A 17,824-nucleotide genomic window follows, 5' to 3' on the forward strand; every position below is an offset into this window, starting at 1 on the left:
GACATGAAGATTCGCCACGATGCTCAGTATTCGCCGTGGACCAGGTTCTTCGGCAGCTCCCCACCCAGATAGCGGCTCAATTCCCGGGCCACCACCGCGTACGCGCGCTGCCGCCGCCCGCTCACCGAGCCCGCGACGTGCGGTGTCAGCAGCAGTCCCGGGCAGTCCCACAGCGGGTGTCCGTCGGGCAGCGGCTCCGGGTCGGTCACGTCGAGCGCGGCGCGCAGCCGACCCGACGTGAGTTCCGCGACGAGCGCGTCGGTGACCACGACGGGGCCCCGCGCGACGTTCACGAGGATCGCGTCGTCCGGCATCGCGGCCAGGAACTCCGCGTCGACCATGCCCCGCGTGTGCTGCGTGAGCGGCACCATGAGCACGGTGACGTCGTGATCGGGCAGCAGGGCAGGGAGTTCGTCGGTACCGTGGACACCTTCGCGAGCGCTCGCGCCCACCATCGTGCAGCGCACGTCGAAGGTCTCCAGCCGCCGGCGCAGATGCCTGCCGAGGTCGCCCGCGCCGATGATGAGGACCCGCTTGCCTTGCAGGGTGTCGGTGGTCCGGCGTTCCCAGTGCTTCCGGCGCAGGCCCTCGGCGAAGCCGTCGAGACCGCGGTAGATCGCCAGGAGTACCGCGACGACCCATTCGGCCGAGCTTCCGCCGTGCGCGCCGCGGCAGGTCGAAAGCAGGACACCGTCGGGCACCTTGCCGATCCAGTCCTCGGCACCCGCCGCCAGCAGCTGCACGAGTTTGACGTTCGGCAGTTCGCGCCAGAGCCCGTCGCTGGGCCCGTCACCGGTCACGAGGACCTCGGCCTCGGCGGCTTCGGGCGGCACCGGCTCACCGTGGCGGTACACCACCGGACGCACGCCGTCGATCTCCGAAAGCGCGGCCACTCCCACTTCGTCGGGCACGAGAACGGTCACTGTCATGATCACCACGGTATCCAGAGGCTCTTACCCGCGGCTCACGTACGCCCACCTAGGCTTGCCCCGTGCGTACCCGGTACCGGCGGAAATGGACCGCGCCGCTGGCCATGCTGGCCTGCGGCGCGCTGATGCTCTCCGGTTGCGCCGAATTCGACAACACCGCCGCCGGGCAGAAGTTCACCCCGGTCAACCCGCCGTCCCCCGAGGTCCCGCCGCAGGTCGGGCCCGGCGGTGCGGCAGGCGACCCCGGCCCCGGCCGTGGCAACGGGCCGAACCAGACGCCGTCGCCGGTCCCGCCGCCGCAGGGGTGCAAGGACTTCGACAAGGCCGTCATCGCGACCTGCCTGGACACCGTCGCCGCCGTGGCCGCGATCCCCGGCGACGGCACCGCGCCCAGCGCGCTCGCGGGCGAACGCAAGAGCGGCCGGATCGTGCTCGCCATCGCTGAGAAGGACCCGGCCGCCTGGGCGACCGTCCCCGTGGACGGCTCGGGCGACGGCGGCCTCACCTCGCTCGCCCTCTCCCCGGGCTTCGCCGAAGACCAGCTCGTCTTCGCCTACATCACCACCCCGACCGACAACCGGGTCGTCCGGCTGGCGAAGGGCCAGGCGCCGAAACCGGTGCTGACCGGCATCCCCAAGGGCGCCACCGGCAACCGCGGCGCGATCGGCACCGACGCCAAGGGCGCGCTCCTGGTCGCCACCGGCGACGCGGGCAACCCCGGGCTCGCGGCCGATCCGGCGTCGCTGGCCGGGAAGGTGCTGCGCATCGACACCTCGGGCAAACCCGCGGCGGGCAACCCCACGCCGGGTTCGGCGGTCTTCTCGACCGGTGTGCACTCCCCCGGCGGGATCTGCCGCGACCAGACCGGCTCCCGCGTATGGCTGACCGACCGGCTGGCCGACAAGGACGTCCTGTACCGGCTTCGCGGCGGCCAGCCGCTGACCACCCCGGCCTGGAGCTGGACCGACCGGCCCGGTGTGGCGGGCTGCGCGGATTTCGTCGGCGCCACCGGCTATCTGACGGTCACGACGTCGATCGCGGGCAACCTGCAGAACCTGCCGGTCACCCCGGACGGCGCGGTGACCGGCAAGCCGAACGTCTTCATGGACGGCAAGGTCGGCAAGCCGCCGAAGACCTTCGGCAGGCTGTCCGCGATGAGCATGGTCAATCCGCAGATCGCGCTCGCCGGGACGGTCAACAAGGACGGTGGCACCCCGGTTTCGAGCGACGACCGCGTCGTCATCATCACCCCGTCGGCCGCCTCCGGCGGGGGCGGCAAGGACTGAGTGCCTCCCGGGGCGCGGCGCGATCCTTACCTGGACGGCCTCGGCTGGGCAGGCGGGGTGAACCGGGTGAACAACGGCGGCATCGCCTTTTCCTTGGCCAGCGGGTCGAACAGTTCCGGCACGAGCCGATAGGCGGGTCCGAGATCGGTCGCGGCGGCGGTGAGCCGTCGCGGCTCGGTCGACGGCCAGTGGCCGGTGTCGGCCCGGGACGACAGGGTGCGCAGCAGGACGATCTCCTCGGCCGCGTTGAACGAACAGTGGCCGCCCCGGCTGACGTAGGTCTGCCGCAGCAGGCCGGGATCGCCGTTGCGCCGGACCTGGTCGCCGTACCACCGGGCCTGTCCCGCGACCGCGCCGCCGTCGCCGGTGGTGTGCGCGGTCAGCACGGGTGAGGGCGTGGTGCCGCGCGCCACGGCGTAGCGGTCCAGGTAGGCCTCCGCCTGCGGATCCGCCGAAATCCGCGGGGCCGCGGCGAGCCGGTCCAGGTCGGCCCCCAGATCCACGCCGCCCGCCCGGTACGCGTGCCGGACCAGGTCGAGCCCGGTGGACCGGGCGAGCTGACGCCGATAGTCGATCCCGGTGTTCGACGACGGGTTCCCGCCCGCCCGGCCCTCGATTTCGGGACGCGCGTCCGGCCCGTAGCCGTACAGGTAGGCCCCGGTGACCCACAGCGCCTGCTGGGCGAGGCGGTCGGCGGGCGCCGCCGGCTCGGGTTCGTGCGCGAGCGCCCAGCCGGGGATGGTGCCCAGCGCGCCGGCCAACGCGATCCGCGCCCGGCCCGCTGCGGTCTTCTGAGCTTCGGCCACCACTGCTTCCAGCGCCGCCTGCGCGGCCTCCGGATCACGAGGCCGGACCAGGTCGATGTCCGCGCCAGGCGCCAACAAGGTCTTGAGCGCGAAGAGCATGTCGAGCGCGCTGTTCCAAGTGCCCTTCGTGTCGTACTCGCCGCACTGCGCCAGGACACCGTCGAACCGGCCCGGATTGTTCTCGGCCAGCTTCACCGAGATCACCGCGCCCATGGACATCCCGCTGGTGAGCGTCCGCCGTGGTCTGCCCACGGTCGCCTGGAACCAGTCCAGCAGCGCGATCTGATCGGTCAAGGCTTCTTCGATCGCGTGCCCGAAGACACCCTTGTAGTTCGACGCGGCCAGCGCGTAACCGTGCTCGAGCAGCCAGGTCTCGGTCTCGGGTCTGGTGGCCAGCCAGATCCGCTCCGGCTTCCCCCACTTCTCCACATAGAGCCCGTGGCTGTAGAGGACCAGCGTGCCGTTCCAGCGTTTCGGGACTTTGACCAGGTAGTCGGCACCATTGATCGTGCCTTCGTGGGTGCGCCAGCCCTCTTCGGCGGACGCCGGCGTGGCGGTGAACAGCGCGCCGAGGAGGAATGCGACGAGCACGGTGACGAGGGTCCTGCGTGGTGAAGTCATACGGCAAAAATAGGTGACCAAATGGTCACATGTCAAGGGTGGTACTCGGCCCTCCGCCCGCACATCCCATAACCGTCCTCTTTGGACGGGCTCATGACGCGGACGCCCGACCGTTCGAGATGACTCGCGTCCCCGTTCGCGAGCGCCTTCAACTGCTCACCGGTCAGCTCGGCGGCGGCCAGCGCGCCCGTCCGCCAGCGCGACGTCCACGCGCCGACCTTCGGCGCGACCAGTGCGACGGCCGCGCGATGGAAATCCCTCAGCGGACCGGGATCTCCCGCGACGAGCGCGTCCCGGATCGGCAGATAGCCCTCGACCGCGAGATCGCGGCGGCGGGCCGCGTCGGCGTCCTCGGGCATCGCGGCGGCCTCCGCGTACGCGTCCGGGTCGGCGAGGAGCGGCGGCGGGAAGGTGAAGACGGCGTCACCCGCTTCGGGGAGCCCGCTGTTCTGCATGAGCACGGTGATCCGCAACCCGTCGCGCTGCACCATCCGGTGGACCGTGCCGGGCGCGAACCACGCGACGACCCCGGCTTCGAGTTCGGTCTCCCGGTAGCCGCCGACGTCGAGCGTCTGCACCGCGCCGCGTCCGCCCGTGACGACGTAGGCCTCGGTGCAGGCGAGATGCAGATGTGGACTGCCGCCGCACACGCCGTCGGCAGCCTCCCATTCGTAGGCGCACAGATGAGACAGGCCGATACCGCCGGGCAAGGGGAACACGGTGAGCTCCTCGGATGTCGTGCGTTTCCAGGTCGTGCCCGACGCGGTCGCGATCCCAGGCGCCGTCGGCGATCACCATACGACCGGACGAACCCAGTACGACTTATAAACAGAAAGCGCTTTCTTACACAACCCCGCGCATTGAGAGGACTAAACGGGAAGACGGGGGCTCAGGGACGCCGGGTGCGGGTTTCCGCGCGCAGGAACCGGACGTCGAGGAACGCGACGACGACGGAGACGACCGCCGCCACCAGGCCGAGGTAGCGACCGAGCCCGGTCTGGATCTCGATACCGGCGGCGGAGAAGATCCCGCGCTGATCTGCGTCGAACTGCCAGTCGAGGGTGGTCCAGCCGAGCACCATCAGCAGCAGCGCGCCGACGGCCGCCATCAGCCACAGATGCGGCAGGCCCGCGCGGCGGACGGCGTCGACGCGGCCGAACAGCACGACGGCCAAGCCGGGCAGGAACAGGAGGAAGAGCGGCGCCCAGGCGAGGAAACCCGAGTGCCACGCGTCGCGCGTGACGTCGTCGGCGGGCAACGTCGTCAGCGCGTCTTCGATCTCCGGGCGCGAGGCGGTCAGCGTCGTCCACGGAAGGAACAAGGCCACCAGCGCGAGCAGCCCGGCCGCCAGGCCGAGCCACTCACGCCAGGTGACCTTCTTCAGAGCGAGATCAGGCACCGACTCGCTCGACGATCAGTTCGCGCACGCGTTTGGCGTCGGCCTGGCCCTTCGTGGCCTTCATGACCGCGCCGACGATCGCCCCGGCCGCGGCCACCTTGCCGCCGCGGATCTTCTCGGCGACGTCGGGCTGCGCGGCCAGCGCCTCGTCGACCGCCGCGATGAGCGCGGAGTCGTCGGAGACGACCTTCAGGCCGCGCTTCTCGACGACCTCGGACGGCGAACCCTCGCCGGCGAGCACGCCCTGCACGACCTCCTTGGCCAGCTTGTTGGTCAGCTCGCCGGCATTGACCAGCGCGATGACCTCCGCCAGCTGCGCCGGGGTGATCGCCAGCTCGGCCAGCTCGATCTCGCGGGAGTTGGCCTCCTGCGCCAGCGTGTTGACCCACCAGCTGCGGGCCTCGTCCGGCGTCGCGCCCGCCTCGACGGTGGCGGCGACCAGATCGACCGCGCCGACGTTGAGCAGGTCGCGCAGCGCCTCGTCGGTCAGGTTCCACTCGCGCTGGATGCGCTTGCGGCGCTCCGACGGCATCTCCGGCAGCGTCTTGCGCAGCTCCTCGACCCATTCGCGCGACGGCGCGATCGGGACCAGGTCGGGCTCCGGGAAGTACCGGTAGTCCTCGGCGGTCTCCTTGGTGCGGCCCGGCGACGTGGTGCCGTCGGCCTCCTGGAAGTGCCGCGTCTCCTGCTTGATCGAACCGCCCTCGGCGAGGATCGCCGCCTGGCGGGTCATCTCGTAGCGCACGGCGCGCTCGACGCTGCGCAGCGAGTTGACGTTCTTGGTCTCGGTGCGCGTGCCGAATTCGGTCGCGTCCTTGGCCATCAGCGAGACGTTCGCGTCGCAGCGCAGGGAACCCTGGTCCATGCGGACGTCGGAGACGTCCAGCGCGCGCAGCAGATCCCGCAGGGCGCTCACGTACGCGCGGGCGACCTCGGGGGCGCGGCCGCCGGTGTGCTCGATCGGCTTGGTGACGATCTCGATCAGCGGCACGCCGGCGCGGTTGTAGTCGAGCAGCGAGTGCTCGGCGCCGTGGATGCGACCGGTGGCGCCGCCGACGTGCAGCGACTTGCCGGTGTCCTCCTCCATGTGCGCGCGCTCGATCTCCACGCGTACGACCTCGCCGTCGTCCAGCGTCACGTCGAGGTAGCCGTTGAAGGCGATCGGCTCGTCGTACTGCGAGGTCTGGAAGTTCTTCGGCATGTCCGGGTAGAAGTAGTTCTTCCGGGCGAACCGGCACCATTCCGCGATCTCGCAGTTGAGCGCGAGACCGATGCGGATCGCGCCCTCGACCGCCTTGCCGTTCACGACCGGCAGCGAACCGGGCAGGCCGAGGCAGGTCGGGCACACCTTGGTGTTCGGCTCGCCGCCGAACTCGTTGGCGCAGCCGCAGAACATCTTGGTGTTCGTGTTCAGCTCGACGTGCACCTCGAGGCCCAGCACCGGGTCGAACCGCTCGATGACGTCGGCGTAGTCCATCAACTCAACCACGGCGGTCACTTCTTGCCTCCCAGCTCCGGAACTTCGTGCACCAGCGAGCCACCGTTGGCGGCGTCGCGTGCGACCTCGTAGGCGGCGCCGACGCGGTACAGCCGGTCGTCGGCCATCGCGGGGGCCATGATCTGGAGGCCGACCGGCAGGCCGTCCTCGTGCGACAGTCCACTCGGGACACTCATCGCGGCGTTGCCCGCGAGGTTCGACGGGATGGTGCAGAGGTCCGCCAGGTACATCGCCATCGGGTCGTCGACGCGCTCGCCGATCTTGAACGCGGTGGTCGGCGTGGTCGGCGAGACCAGCACGTCCACCTTTTCGTATGCGGCTTCGAAGTCGCGCGTGATGAGCGTGCGCACCTTCTGCGCCGAGCCGTAGTAGGCGTCGTAGTAACCCGAGGAAAGCGCGTACGTGCCGAGCATGATGCGGCGCTTGACCTCGGGGCCGAAACCCTTCTCGCGGGTCAGCGACATGACCTCTTCGGCGCTGTGCTCGCCGTCGTCGGACACGCGCAGGCCGTAGCGCATGGCGTCGAACCGGGCGAGGTTCGACGAGCACTCGCTCGGCGCGATCAAGTAGTACGCGGGCAGCGCGTAGGTGAAGTTCGGGCACGAGACCTCGACGACCTCGGCGCCGAGCGCGCGCAGCTGCTCGACGGCGGCCTCGAAGGACCGCAGCACGCCCGGCTGGTAGCCGTCGCCGGCGAATTCCTTGACCACGCCGACGCGGACGCCCTTGAGGTCGCCGGTCAGGCCCTGGCGGGCCGCGGCGACCACCGGCGGGACCGGCGCGTCGATCGAGGTCGAGTCCATCGGGTCGTACCCGGCGATGACCTCGTGCAGCAGCGCGGCGTCGAGCACCGTCCGCGCGCAGGGACCGGCCTGGTCGAGCGACGACGAGAAGGCGACGAGACCGTAGCGGGAGACACCGCCGTACGTCGGCTTCACGCCGACGGTGCCGGTGACCGCGCCGGGCTGGCGGATCGAGCCACCGGTGTCGGTGCCGATCGCGATCGCGGCCTCGAACGCCGCGATGGACGCCGAGGAGCCACCGCCGGAACCGCCGGGGATACGGGCGTGGTCCCACGGGTTGTGCGTCGGGCCGAACGCGGAGTTCTCCGTGGAGGAGCCCATCGCGAACTCGTCCATGTTGGTCTTGCCGAGCACCACGACACCGGCCTCGCGCAGCTTGCGCGTCACGGTGGCGTCGTACGGCGGGAGCCAGTTCTCGAGGGTCTTCGAACCGACCGTGGTCGGGATGCCCTTGGTGGTCAGCACGTCCTTGAGCGCCAGCGGGACACCGGCGAGCGCGGACTTCGGCGCGTTGCCCGCGGCGACGTCGGCGTCCACCGCGCGGGCCGCGTCGAGCGCGCCTTCGGTGTCGACGTGCAGGAACGCGTGGATGTGGTCGTCGACCTCGGCGATCCGGTCCAGGTGGGCCTGCGTGACCTCGACGGCCGAGACCTCACGGGACTGGATCTTCTCCGCCAGCTCGGCGGCGGTCAGCTTGATGAGTGCCGTGGCATGCGGGACACCCGCACCCGGTCGGCGATCATCCGCCGCTTCGCGATTGTCGCGCATGTTCGCCTCCGTCACTGTTCTTCTCCCAGAATCCGCGGCACCCGGAAACGACCCTCTTCGCTGGCCGGCGCACCGGCCAGCGCCTGCTGCTGGGTCAGCCCCGGTCGGACCGTGTCCTCACGGAACACGTTGGTCAGCGGCACGGCGTGCGACGTGGGCGGGACGTCCTCGCCTGCGACCTCGCTCACCTTGGCCACCGAGTCCAGGATCTGGTCGAGCTGGCCTGCGAAGACGTCCAGCTCCTCTTCGGTGACGGCAAGCCTGGCCAGCTTGGCGAGGTGCGCGACCTCGTCGCGGGAAATGTTGGGCACGCGGGTGACTCCCGGGGTGTGCTGTGCGGGTTCTGTCGGAAGCTGCAAGTCTATGGTGGCGGCGTCGGCGGACTCGACTGGGTTATGCCGCGGCCTGCGCTCCCATGTCGGGTAAGGAGTGCCTGGTTCGTTATCCCGCGCCCCGGACGTCGGTCCCCATTACCTCGTCCGGTCTGTCACAATCGGCGCCCGGCGTAGCGCGTTCCACGGCGAGGCTGGGACGCCTGAGGCGAGAGGGGCGCGTGTGTCGTTCCTGATCCGGGTCCAATTACCGGACACCCCGGGGACCCTCGGCGCGGTCGCCACCGCGCTCGGCACCGTCGGCGCCGACATCCTGAGCGTGGACGTGGTCGAACGCGGCGGCGGTGTCGCCGTCGACGACCTCGTCGTCGAAATCCCGTCCGGCAGGCTGCCGGACGCGCTCATCACCGCCGCCGAAAGCGTCGACGGGGTCGAGGTCGACGCCGTCCGCCCGTACGCCGGGGTGCTGGACACCCATCGCGAGCTCGAACTGGTCGAGGAGATCGCCGCGACGCCCGCTACGGGGCTGGAGATCCTCGCCGAAGGCGTGCCACGGATCATCCGGGCGGGCTGGGCCGTCGTCGTCGAACACGCCGAGGCCGGCGCTGTCCGGCTCGCGTCGTCCAACGCCGCGCCCGAGACGCCGATCACCGACCTGCCGTGGCTGCCGCTGGAACGCGCCACCATCCTCGACGCCGAGGAGGCCTGGGTGCCGGAGACGTGGAAGGAACTGGGGACCGAACTCGCGGCGACGCCGCTGGGGAAGCCCGGGAAGGCGCTGCTGGTCGCCCGTCCGGGCGGGCCGAACTTCCGGGCCGCGGAGGTGGCGCGTTTGGCGCACTTCGCGGGGATCGTCGCCGTCGTGCTGGACAGCTGACCTTCGAGTTTCGCTCACTGGATGTCATGAAAGGGCCGTTCAGGACATTTTTCGTCCTCAACGGCCCTTTCATGACATCCGCGAAGGGGTCAGCTCACGAGTCGAAGATCGCCTCGGCGCAAGCGCGGGACAGCTTCGCTCAGTCAGCGTTACTCGCGGGACTCGAGCCACTTGCGGTCCGGGGGATCATCGCGCATCTCGCCCAGGTCCGCTTCCCAGCCCGCCCCTTCCAGCGCGAGGATGTCGGCGGTGGTGATCGCCGTCGCCGAATTCATCAAAGCTTCAGACCGTAGGCGATCAGGGTGATCCCGGGATGCGGCTCCCAGTCCCGCTCGGGCAGCCGCACGAAGCCGAGCCGCTCGTAGAGCCGGTGCGCCCGCTCCATCGTGACCAGGCTGCACAGCACCACCCTCGCCACGCCGAGTTCCCGCGCCCGCGCGATGACCGCCCTGGTCAGCGCCTCGCCGATGCCGCGTCCGGTCGCCGAGGGCAGCACGCCCAGCATCCGGAACTCCAGTTCGCCCTCGTGGGACAGCTCGGCGAACTCGGTGCCCGGCAGGGCGATGGTGACCGTGCCGACGAGCGTGCCGTCCGAGTCCACCGCGACCAGGAGTTCGGCCAGCTCCGCCCGCTTGGCGGCGTCGACGAGCTCCGCGGCGTAGCCGACGCCGTCGACCAGGCTTCGCTCCGCGGAGTACGCGGCCAGCGTGAGCTCCCCGACCGCCGTGAGCTCCTCGGGGCGGGCGGGCCGGATCTCCAGGTCACTCACCGGCGCCCTCCTCGGTCGGCAGCGCGAGCTCGGCCGCGGCCTCGGGGCCGCTTTCGAGCAGCACGCGGAAGCCGTTCTCGTCGAGCACCGGCACCTTCAGCTGGACGGCCTTGTCGTACTTCGTGCCCGGAGCGTCCCCGACGACGACGAACGCCGTCTTCTTCGACACCGAACCGGCCGCCTTCCCGCCGCGGGCCATGATGTATTCCTTGGCCTCGTCGCGGGAGTAGTCGTTCAGCGAACCGGTGACGACGATGGACAGGCCTTCGAGGTTGCGCGGGATGGACTCGTCGCGCTCCTCCTCCATCCGGACGCCCGCCGCGCGCCACTTCTCGACGATCTCGCGATGCCAGTCGACCTCGAACCACTCCTTCGCCGCGCGGGCGATGGTCGGGCCGACGCCGTCGACGCTGGAGAGCTCCTCCTCCGAGGCGTTCTCGATCCGTTCCAGCGAACCGAATTCCCGTGCGAGCGCCTGCGCCGCCGTCGGGCCGACATGCCGGATCGACAGCCCGACGATGACCTTCCACAGTGGACGGTCCTTCACCGTCTCCAGGTTGTCCAGCAGCTTGCGCCCGTTGGCCGACAGCTCCCCAGCCTTGGTGCGGAACAGCTCGACCTGGAGCAGTTTTTCCTCGTCCAGATCGAAGATGTCTCCCTCGTCGTGCACGACACCGGCGTCCAGGATGGCGACCGCGGCCTCGTAACCGAGCACCTCGATGTCGAACGCGCCCCGGCCGCCGAGATGGAACAGCCGCTCACGCAGCTGCGCCGGGCAGGACCGCGAATTCGGGCAACGGATGTCGATGTCGCCCTCCTTCTGGTACGCCAGCTCGGTGTCGCAGTTGGGGCAGCGCAACGGCATCACGAACTCGCGCTCCTCACCGGTGCGCGCGTCGGCGACCGGGCCGAGCACCTCGGGGATGACGTCGCCCGCCTTGCGGATGACGACCTTGTCCCCGATCAGCACGCCCTTGCGTTTGACCTCTTCCTGGTTGTGCAGCGTCGCCATCGCCACCGTGGACCCGGCCACCTTCACCGGCTCCATCACCGCGAACGGGGTGACCCGCCCGGTGCGGCCGACGTTGACCTGGATGTCCAGCAGGGTCGTGATCGCCTCTTCCGGCGGGTATTTGTACGCGATCGCCCAGCGCGGAGCCCGCGATGTCGTGCCGAGACGGCGTTGCAGCGCGACCTCGTCGACCTTGATGACGACGCCGTCGATCTCGTGCTCGGCGTCGTGGCGGTGCTCGCCCCAGTATTCGATGTGGTCCAGCAGTTCCTTGCCCGAACCGAGCACCTTGCTGTGCGGCGAGACCGGCAGGCCCCACGCGGCGAGCGCGTCGTACGCCTCGGACTGCCGCTTCGGTTCGAAGCCCTCGCGTTTGCCGAGGCCGTGGCAGATCAGCCGCAGGTTGCGCGACTTCGTGATCTTGGGGTCCTTCTGCCGCAACGACCCGGCCGCGGTGTTGCGCGGGTTCGCGTACGGATCCTTGCCCGCCTCGACCATCTTCGCGTTCAGCGCCAGGAAATCCTCGACGCGGAAGAACACCTCACCGCGGACCTCGACCAGCGCGGGCACCGGGAACTCGTCCGTCCCGGTCAGCCGCTCGGGCACCTGCTCCAGCGTGCGGACGTTGAGCGTGACGTCCTCGCCGGTGCGGCCGTCGCCCCTGGTCAGCGCGCGGGTGAGGCGGCCGTTCTCGTACAGCAGGTTGATCGCGAGCCCGTCGATCTTCAGCTCGGCGAGGTACTTCGTCGCGCCGATCTCCTTCTGGACGCGCTCGACCCAGGCCTCGAACTCGCCGGTGTCGAAGACGTTGTCCAGGCTGAGCATGCGCTCGAGATGGTCGTGCGCGACGAACTCGGTGGAGAACGTGCCGCCGACGTTCTGCGTCGGCGACTCCGGCGTCACCAGCCCCGGGTGCTCGTCCTCGATGGCCTGGAGCTCGTTGAGCAGCTCGTCGAACTGGCCGTCGGACACGATCGGTGAATCCAGCACGTAGTACCGGAACTGGTGACCGCGGATCTCCTCCGCCAGTTCGGCATGCCTTTCACGGACGTCGGCGGGCACGTCCGTGACGTCCTGTGCGGGCTCGGGGTTTTCGGGAAGTTCGCTGCTCACGGGGGTAACCCTAGTCGGGGGTACCGACATTTCCGGACAGCCCGCCGACGATTTCGCGTAGTTCCAGCAGGGTCAGCTGCCCGTGCTGGGCCTCGGTCACCAGCTCGACCTTCCCGAGGCGTTCGGCCGCGACCCGCTCACCCAGCGTGGCGTCCAGCGGCAGGAAGGTCATGGTCGTCCGGGTCTCCGGCGCGAGCTCGTCGATCAGCGGATGGAACACGGTCACGTCCACCCGACCGGCCGATTCGTCCACCTTCGCGGTCACCCGCACGTCGGCGAGCGCGATCCGGGTCTCGCCGAGGTTGACGGTGACCTCACTCGGATCGGGGACCGGCGGCACCGAGTCGTGGTACTCCCAGATGGCGTCCTCCGGCGGCGCCGCGGCCTTCCACGCGTCGGTGTACGGGCGCAGTTCCGGATCCTCCTGGCCGGTCAGCACCAGCGAGTAGATCGCCCGGTGCCCACGATCGAGGGAAAAGTGCAGCCGGGGGTGCAGCGCCTCGACGATGGTGCAGAGGTCGTGTTCCACCCGATGCGGTTCACGATCGCCGAGCGCGGCACTGACCTCGGGCAGGAGCGCGAACCAGGCCTCCCAGAACTTCTCCGCCGCGGCGGCCGCGTCCTCGGGGACCGGCTGCTCCGGCCAGGCGGTGCGGGGGTCGGGAACGTCCTCGGTCTTGCGGGAGCGGCGGAACAAACGCATGACGGGCACGCTACCGCGCCGCTCACCAGCCTTCAGGCGGTTCGGTGAAAGCCTTGCCGGCCTCCCGGCTGAGGGTGAGCGCGCGGCGCATCCAGTCGGGGGTGGCGCCCGCCAGACCGCACGCCGGGGTCGGCACGACCCGTTCGGCGAGGATCTCGCGGCGGAAGCCCAGCCGGTCGACGAGTTTGAACACGGGCGTGACCACGTCGCGCAGCTCCACCGGGACACCGGGGTCGGTCGTGGGGACGAGGCCGAGCATCAGCGTCGTGCCGGAATCCAGCGCCTCGCCGATCTCGTCCAGCTGCGCGGGCGAAGCGCCCTTCAGCAGGGTGAAATCGAAGGCGATCGCCTGCGCCCCCGCCGCGCGCAGCAACGGGATCGGCGGCTTTTCGGCGCAACAGTGGACCGCGACCGGCTGGCCGGTGACGCGTTCCGCCCCGGAGATCACCGTCGACAGCAGCTCGCGCGCCTCCGGTGCGGGCACGGCGGGAACGGTGCCGTAGCCGGACGCCGTCGGGAGATCGCCGGCGAGGACCGCGGGCAGCGACGGTTCGTCGAACTGGATCACCACCGGCGCGCCGATCCGCGACTTCAGTTCCGCGACGTGCTCCGCCAGTCCGTCGAGCAGCGAGGCGGCGAAATCGCGCAGCGCGCCCTTGTCGGTGAGGATCCGGTGCCCGCGCGGGAGCTCGACGTTCGCGGCGAGCGTCCACGGCCCGGCGACCTGGATCTTGAAGGCGGGCGGCGCGGCGCCCGCCTTCTCCCGCGCCTCCTGGACGGCGTCGAGGTCCCAGTTCATCAGGTCGACGGCGCGGCGGTGGTCGTGCCCCGGTCGGGCGGCGACCCGGTAACCGCTCGGCACCACCTCGACGGCGAGGTCGACCAGCAGCGCCGCCGTCCGGCCGATCATGTCGGCACCGACGCCACGGGCGGGAAGTTCGGGCATACAGGGGAATTCGGGCAGTTCGCCGAACACGATCGAAGCGGCCTCGACCGGATCGGTGCCGGGAAGGGAACCGATCGCGGTGGCCGCGCCAGGGGGCCAAGGTCGTTCGTTCACACCCGGATTCTCCCCTTGGTCCGAGTGTGCGGGGAGGCGGGGCACGGGAGGACACGGACATTCGACGCAATTGCCGTCGACGAGCCCGAGACGGCACTGAGCGCATTACGCTGACCTGCCATGACGAGCTCTCCACAGCCCGCCGGCTGGTATCCCGACCAGCAGAACCCCCGGGTGTACCGGTGGTGGGACGGGCAGGCCTGGACCGCGAACACGCGGCCGTCGCACGACGCCGAGATGATCGAGCTGGACGTCGAAGGCGCGCACGATCCCGCCAAGATCCGGGCGCAGGCGGCGAGGGGCACCCAAGGCCGCGGCGGCGGTGCCGTCGGCGGCGGGACGCTGTTCTCCGAACCCGTGCTGGTGGTCAACCAGCGCGCGAAACTCATCGAGATGGCCAACGAGTTCGGGGTGTTCGACCAGAACGGCAACCGCCTCGGCGGCGTCGTCCAGGTCGGGCAGAGCACGCTGAAGAAGGCCATCCGGCTGCTCACGAACTACGACCAGTTCCTGACCCACCGCTTCGAGATCCGCGACGCGAACCACAGCACCGTGCTGAAGGTGACGCGGCCGGCGAAGGTGTTCAAATCCCGGTTCCTGGTGACGAAGGCCGACGACTCCCCGATCGGCGAGATCGTGCAGGAGAACGTCTTCGGCAAGATCCGGCTGGGGTTCGTGGTCGACGGGCGGAAGGTCGGCGGGATCTTCGCGGAGAACTGGCGGGCGTGGAACTTCGCGATCAAGGACGAGGCGGACGTCGAGATCGCGCGGATCACGAAGACCTGGGGCGGTTTCGTGAAGGCCGCGTTCACCACCGCCGACAACTACGTCGTCGAGATCCACCGGCCGCTGCGGGATCCGCTGGCTTCGATGGTGGTGGCCTCGGCGCTGACCATCGACACCGCGCTGAAGCAGGACGACAAGGGCTGAGCTGTCTCCCGCGAGTGACCGGGGTCTCACACTCCTGAAGTGGACACCCGCCTTCCGGCGGCACAAAGTGGAGTGACTGAGGCGGCACGCTGGAGTGCGTCCGGGACGGAGGGTCACCATGGAGCCGTTGCCCGAAGACGGCGAACGGGACTGGGCCGAGCCAGGCGTCTACACGGTCACGCCCGGGGTCCACCGGATCCCGCTTCCCCTGCCGCACGACGCGTTGCGCGCGGTCAACGTCTACGTCGTCACCGACGGGACCCGCCTGGTCCTCGTGGATTCGGGGTGGGCGCTGGAGCCGGCCCGCGAGCGGCTCGCGCGCGGGTTGAAGGCGCTCGGCGCCGATCTCGGCGACATCGACGAATTCCTGATCACCCACGTGCACCGCGATCACTACACCCTCGCCGTCGAACTGCGCCGCGAATTCGGCGGCACGCTCGGGCTCGGGAAACGGGAGGAGCCGTCGCTGGTCCGCTCCGGCGATCCGGACCGCTTCCCGATGGAGGCGCAGGTCAGCCTGCTCGAACGCTGCGGCGCGGGGCCGGTCGTGGAGGAACTCGCCAATGCCTTCGGCGGTGTCCGGCACACCGAGGCGCATCTGTGGGAACAGCCCGACGAGTGGCTCGTCCCCGGCAAACGCCCGATCGTGCCCGGCCGCGAATTCGACATCGTGCACACGCCCGGCCACACGGACGGGCATGTCGTCTTCGTCGACGAAGAGGCCGGGCTGGTGTTCTCCGGCGACCACGTGCTGCCGCACATCACGCCGTCCATCGGCTTCCAGCCGGTGCCCACGGAGCTGCCGCTGAGCGACTACCTCGACTCCCTGCGCCTGGTTCGCGAGATGCCGGACCGGCGCATGCTCCCCGCGCACGGGCCGGTCACCGGCAGCGTCCACGCCCGCGTCGACGAACTGCTGGAGCACCACCGGGACCGGCTCGAAGTCATGGGCGCCGAGATCACCGCGGACGTCACGACCGCGTACGAGGTCGCGCTGCGGCTGGGCTGGACGCGAAGGCAGCGCAAGCTTCCCGACATGGACCCGTTCAACCAGATGCTCGCCGTGCTCGAGACCGGCTCGCATCTGGATCTGCTGGTGGCCCAAGGGAAACTCACCGCGGCCGAGACCGACGGGGTGCGACACTACGCCTCATGATCATCCGTGAAGCGCGACGGGAAGACGTCGCGGCGATCGTCGGGATGCTCGCCGACGACCAGATCGGCAGCACCCGGGACTCCGCCGAAGACCTGGCGCCGTACCTGGCGGCCTTCGAGCAGATCGACGCCGATCCGGCACACCTGCTGATCGTCGCCGACGACGACGGGGAGGCCGTCGGCACGCTCCAGTTGTCGATCATCCCCGGCCTGGCGAGGAAAGGCGCGCTGCGCGGGCAGATCGAGGCCGTGCGGGTGCGGGCGAGCCACCGCGGCTCCGGCCTCGGGGGCGAGCTGATGCGGTGGGCGATCGACGAATCACGGCGGCAGGGCTGCGCCCTCGTCCAGCTGACGTCGGATGTGAAACGCGAAGACGCGCACCGGTTCTACGAACGCCTCGGTTTCGAGGCCACGCACACCGGCTTCAAGCTGAAGTTCTAGTCCCCCGCCGCATTTGGTCCTCTCGATGCGGCGGCCGGCGGTATGGCACCCCACCGTGTCGCGAAAGCCACTTTCGGGACATCAGACGTCGCGAAAGTGGCTTTCGCGACACGCCTTCGAGCGGGATATCGAGGGGCCGTGAGCACGCGCCCACAGCATTTCGTCCTCTGGATGCGGTAGTTGCACGCGCAAGGAACGCATCCAGAGGACGAAATGCGGGACGGGGCTAGCGAGTCCCGGAGATCTTCGCGCTGCCGAGCACGAGGTCGCCTTCGGCGGCATCGGTGCGGTACAGCACGACGACCTGTCCCGGAGCGACGCCGCGCAGCGGCTCGCGCAGCTGGATGGTCACCGAGTCACCGGAAGCCTCCGCGACGGCCTCGACGATCCCGCCGTGCGCGCGCACCTGGACGACGCATTCGGTCGGGCCGTCCAGCGGCCGCTCGCTCGGCCAGATCGGGCGGTCCGCCTCGATCACGTTCACGCCGAGATCCCGCGCGGAACCGACCTTCACCGTGCCCGAAACCGGCTCCAGCGAGAGCACGTAGCGCGGCCGACCGTCGGGCGCCGGTGCCTCGATGCCGAGCCCCTTGCGCTGGCCGACGGTGAAGCCGTGCACGCCGGTGTGCTCGCCGAGCACGGCGCCGGTCTCGGCGTCGACGAGCTGCCCGGGACGCTGGCCGAGCCGCTTCTCCAGGAAGCTCTTCGTGTCCCCGTCCGGGATGAAGCAGATGTCGTGGCTGTCCGGCTTCTTCGCCACCGACAGGCCACGGCTCGCGGCCTCGGCGCGCACGTCGGTCTTCCACGAGTCGCCCAGCGGGAACAGCGAATGCCGCAGCTGCTCCGGGGTGAGCGAAGCCAGCACGTACGACTGGTCCTTGCCCGTGTCGACGCTGCGCCGCAGCTCCGGCACACCGTCCACAAGGGACAGACGGGCGTAGTGCCCGGTGGCGACGGCGTCGAAGCCGAGCGCCATCGCCTTGTCCAGCAGCGCCTCGAACTTGATCTTCTCGTTGCAGGTGACGCACGGGTTCGGCGTCCGGCCCGCGGCGTACTCACCGACGAAGGTCTCGATGACCTCTTCGGTGAACCGCTCGGCGAAGTCCCAGATGTAGAAGGGGATGCCGAGGATGTCGGCCGCGCGCCGCGCGTCACCGGAGTCCTCGATCGTGCAGCAGCCGCGGGATCCGGTGCGCAGCGTGCCGGGCTTCGCCGACAGCGCCAGGTGCACGCCGACGACCTCGTGCCCGGCGTCCACGGCGCGCGCGGCGGCCACCGCCGAGTCCACTCCCCCGCTCATCGCGGCCAGTACGCGCATCTTC

Annotated in this window: 18 protein-coding genes; 5 read left to right on the forward strand and 13 right to left on the reverse strand. The window is 70.1% G+C overall.

All coding sequences use genetic code 11. The features are described from left to right. Positions 1 to 23: 23 nt before the first annotated feature. Entirely contained in the window at positions 24 to 929 is a 906-nt protein-coding gene (locus ACZ1DY_RS33860; RefSeq protein ID WP_126734499.1) for a 2-hydroxyacid dehydrogenase, read from the reverse strand. 62 nt (positions 930 to 991) lie between these two features. Here ACZ1DY_RS33860 and ACZ1DY_RS33865 point away from each other — a divergent pair, with 62 nt between their 5' ends. Next, complete coding sequence (locus tag ACZ1DY_RS33865; RefSeq protein ID WP_465482108.1) at positions 992 to 2,215, forward strand: PQQ-dependent sugar dehydrogenase; 1,224 nt, start codon at positions 992 to 994, stop codon at positions 2,213 to 2,215. 26 nt (positions 2,216 to 2,241) lie between these two features. On the opposite strand, the gene ACZ1DY_RS33870 is transcribed toward ACZ1DY_RS33865, so the two are convergent. The 6 genes from ACZ1DY_RS33870 to gatC form a co-directional block, all read right to left on the reverse strand. Then, positions 2,242 to 3,642, reverse strand: coding sequence for a DUF6351 family protein (locus ACZ1DY_RS33870; protein ID WP_465482109.1), 1,401 nt, complete (start codon positions 3,640 to 3,642; stop codon positions 2,242 to 2,244). 32 nt (positions 3,643 to 3,674) lie between these two features. Next, a complete protein-coding gene (locus ACZ1DY_RS33875) occupies positions 3,675 to 4,361 on the reverse strand; it encodes a cupin (protein WP_465482110.1) in 687 nt (228 codons plus the stop codon). Between the two features lie 170 nt (positions 4,362 to 4,531). Further along, a complete protein-coding gene (locus ACZ1DY_RS33880; RefSeq protein WP_465482111.1) occupies positions 4,532 to 5,041 on the reverse strand; it encodes a hypothetical protein in 510 nt (169 codons plus the stop codon). Continuing rightward, on the reverse strand, positions 5,034 to 6,539 hold the full coding sequence (gene gatB, locus ACZ1DY_RS33885) for an Asp-tRNA(Asn)/Glu-tRNA(Gln) amidotransferase subunit GatB (protein WP_126734503.1): 1,506 nt from the start codon (positions 6,537 to 6,539) through the stop codon (positions 5,034 to 5,036). The genes ACZ1DY_RS33880 and gatB overlap by 8 nt, the downstream gene beginning before the upstream one ends. Continuing rightward, entirely contained in the window at positions 6,536 to 8,110 is a 1,575-nt protein-coding gene (gene gatA / locus ACZ1DY_RS33890; protein WP_465482112.1) for an Asp-tRNA(Asn)/Glu-tRNA(Gln) amidotransferase subunit GatA, read from the reverse strand. The genes gatB and gatA overlap by 4 nt, the downstream gene beginning before the upstream one ends. Before the next feature lie 11 nt (positions 8,111 to 8,121). Further along, on the reverse strand, positions 8,122 to 8,421 hold the full coding sequence (gene gatC / locus ACZ1DY_RS33895; RefSeq protein WP_005162012.1) for an Asp-tRNA(Asn)/Glu-tRNA(Gln) amidotransferase subunit GatC: 300 nt from the start codon (positions 8,419 to 8,421) through the stop codon (positions 8,122 to 8,124). Between the two features lie 244 nt (positions 8,422 to 8,665). Between gatC and ACZ1DY_RS33900 the strand changes: the two genes are divergently transcribed. Further along, complete coding sequence (locus ACZ1DY_RS33900; RefSeq protein WP_126734505.1) at positions 8,666 to 9,319, forward strand: ACT domain-containing protein; 654 nt, start codon at positions 8,666 to 8,668, stop codon at positions 9,317 to 9,319. A 149-nt stretch (positions 9,320 to 9,468) separates the two neighbouring features. Here ACZ1DY_RS33900 and ACZ1DY_RS33905 read toward each other — a convergent pair whose 3' ends face one another. The 5 genes from ACZ1DY_RS33905 to ACZ1DY_RS33925 are packed head-to-tail and all read right to left on the reverse strand — an operon-like array spanning position 9,469 to position 13,976. Then, complete coding sequence (locus ACZ1DY_RS33905) at positions 9,469 to 9,594, reverse strand: hypothetical protein (protein WP_257484801.1); 126 nt, start codon at positions 9,592 to 9,594, stop codon at positions 9,469 to 9,471. Beyond that, positions 9,594 to 10,088 (reverse strand): GNAT family N-acetyltransferase, encoded by a 495-nt coding sequence (locus ACZ1DY_RS33910; RefSeq protein ID WP_465482113.1) that lies wholly within the window; start codon positions 10,086 to 10,088, stop codon positions 9,594 to 9,596. Before ACZ1DY_RS33910 ends, ACZ1DY_RS33905 begins: the two co-directional genes overlap by 1 nt. Next, the gene (gene ligA / locus ACZ1DY_RS33915; RefSeq protein WP_465482114.1) at positions 10,081 to 12,213 is read right to left on the reverse strand and encodes an NAD-dependent DNA ligase LigA; all 2,133 of its coding nucleotides are present in this window, start codon (positions 12,211 to 12,213) and stop codon (positions 10,081 to 10,083) included. Before ligA ends, ACZ1DY_RS33910 begins: the two co-directional genes overlap by 8 nt. A gap of 10 nt (positions 12,214 to 12,223) precedes the next feature. Continuing rightward, on the reverse strand, positions 12,224 to 12,916 hold the full coding sequence (locus tag ACZ1DY_RS33920) for a hypothetical protein (protein ID WP_465482115.1): 693 nt from the start codon (positions 12,914 to 12,916) through the stop codon (positions 12,224 to 12,226). Between the two features lie 22 nt (positions 12,917 to 12,938). Continuing rightward, on the reverse strand, positions 12,939 to 13,976 hold the full coding sequence (locus ACZ1DY_RS33925) for a methionine synthase (protein ID WP_257484797.1): 1,038 nt from the start codon (positions 13,974 to 13,976) through the stop codon (positions 12,939 to 12,941). A 120-nt stretch (positions 13,977 to 14,096) separates the two neighbouring features. Between ACZ1DY_RS33925 and ACZ1DY_RS33930 the strand changes: the two genes are divergently transcribed. From ACZ1DY_RS33930 to ACZ1DY_RS33940, 3 genes are all read left to right on the forward strand, one after another. Beyond that, positions 14,097 to 14,906, forward strand: coding sequence for an LURP-one-related family protein (locus ACZ1DY_RS33930; RefSeq protein WP_192743014.1), 810 nt, complete (start codon positions 14,097 to 14,099; stop codon positions 14,904 to 14,906). A gap of 118 nt (positions 14,907 to 15,024) precedes the next feature. Continuing rightward, positions 15,025 to 16,062 (forward strand): MBL fold metallo-hydrolase, encoded by a 1,038-nt coding sequence (locus tag ACZ1DY_RS33935; protein WP_465482116.1) that lies wholly within the window; start codon positions 15,025 to 15,027, stop codon positions 16,060 to 16,062. Further along, complete coding sequence (locus tag ACZ1DY_RS33940) at positions 16,059 to 16,502, forward strand: GNAT family N-acetyltransferase (protein WP_465482117.1); 444 nt, start codon at positions 16,059 to 16,061, stop codon at positions 16,500 to 16,502. Before ACZ1DY_RS33935 ends, ACZ1DY_RS33940 begins: the two co-directional genes overlap by 4 nt. Positions 16,503 to 16,728: 226 nt before the next feature. Here the strand turns inward: ACZ1DY_RS33940 and mnmA are convergent, their stop codons facing one another. Then, complete coding sequence (gene mnmA, locus ACZ1DY_RS33945) at positions 16,729 to 17,820, reverse strand: tRNA 2-thiouridine(34) synthase MnmA (RefSeq protein WP_126734513.1); 1,092 nt, start codon at positions 17,818 to 17,820, stop codon at positions 16,729 to 16,731. Positions 17,821 to 17,824 lie beyond the last annotated feature (4 nt).

The organism is Amycolatopsis sp. PSD-21 (assembly GCF_055561455.1).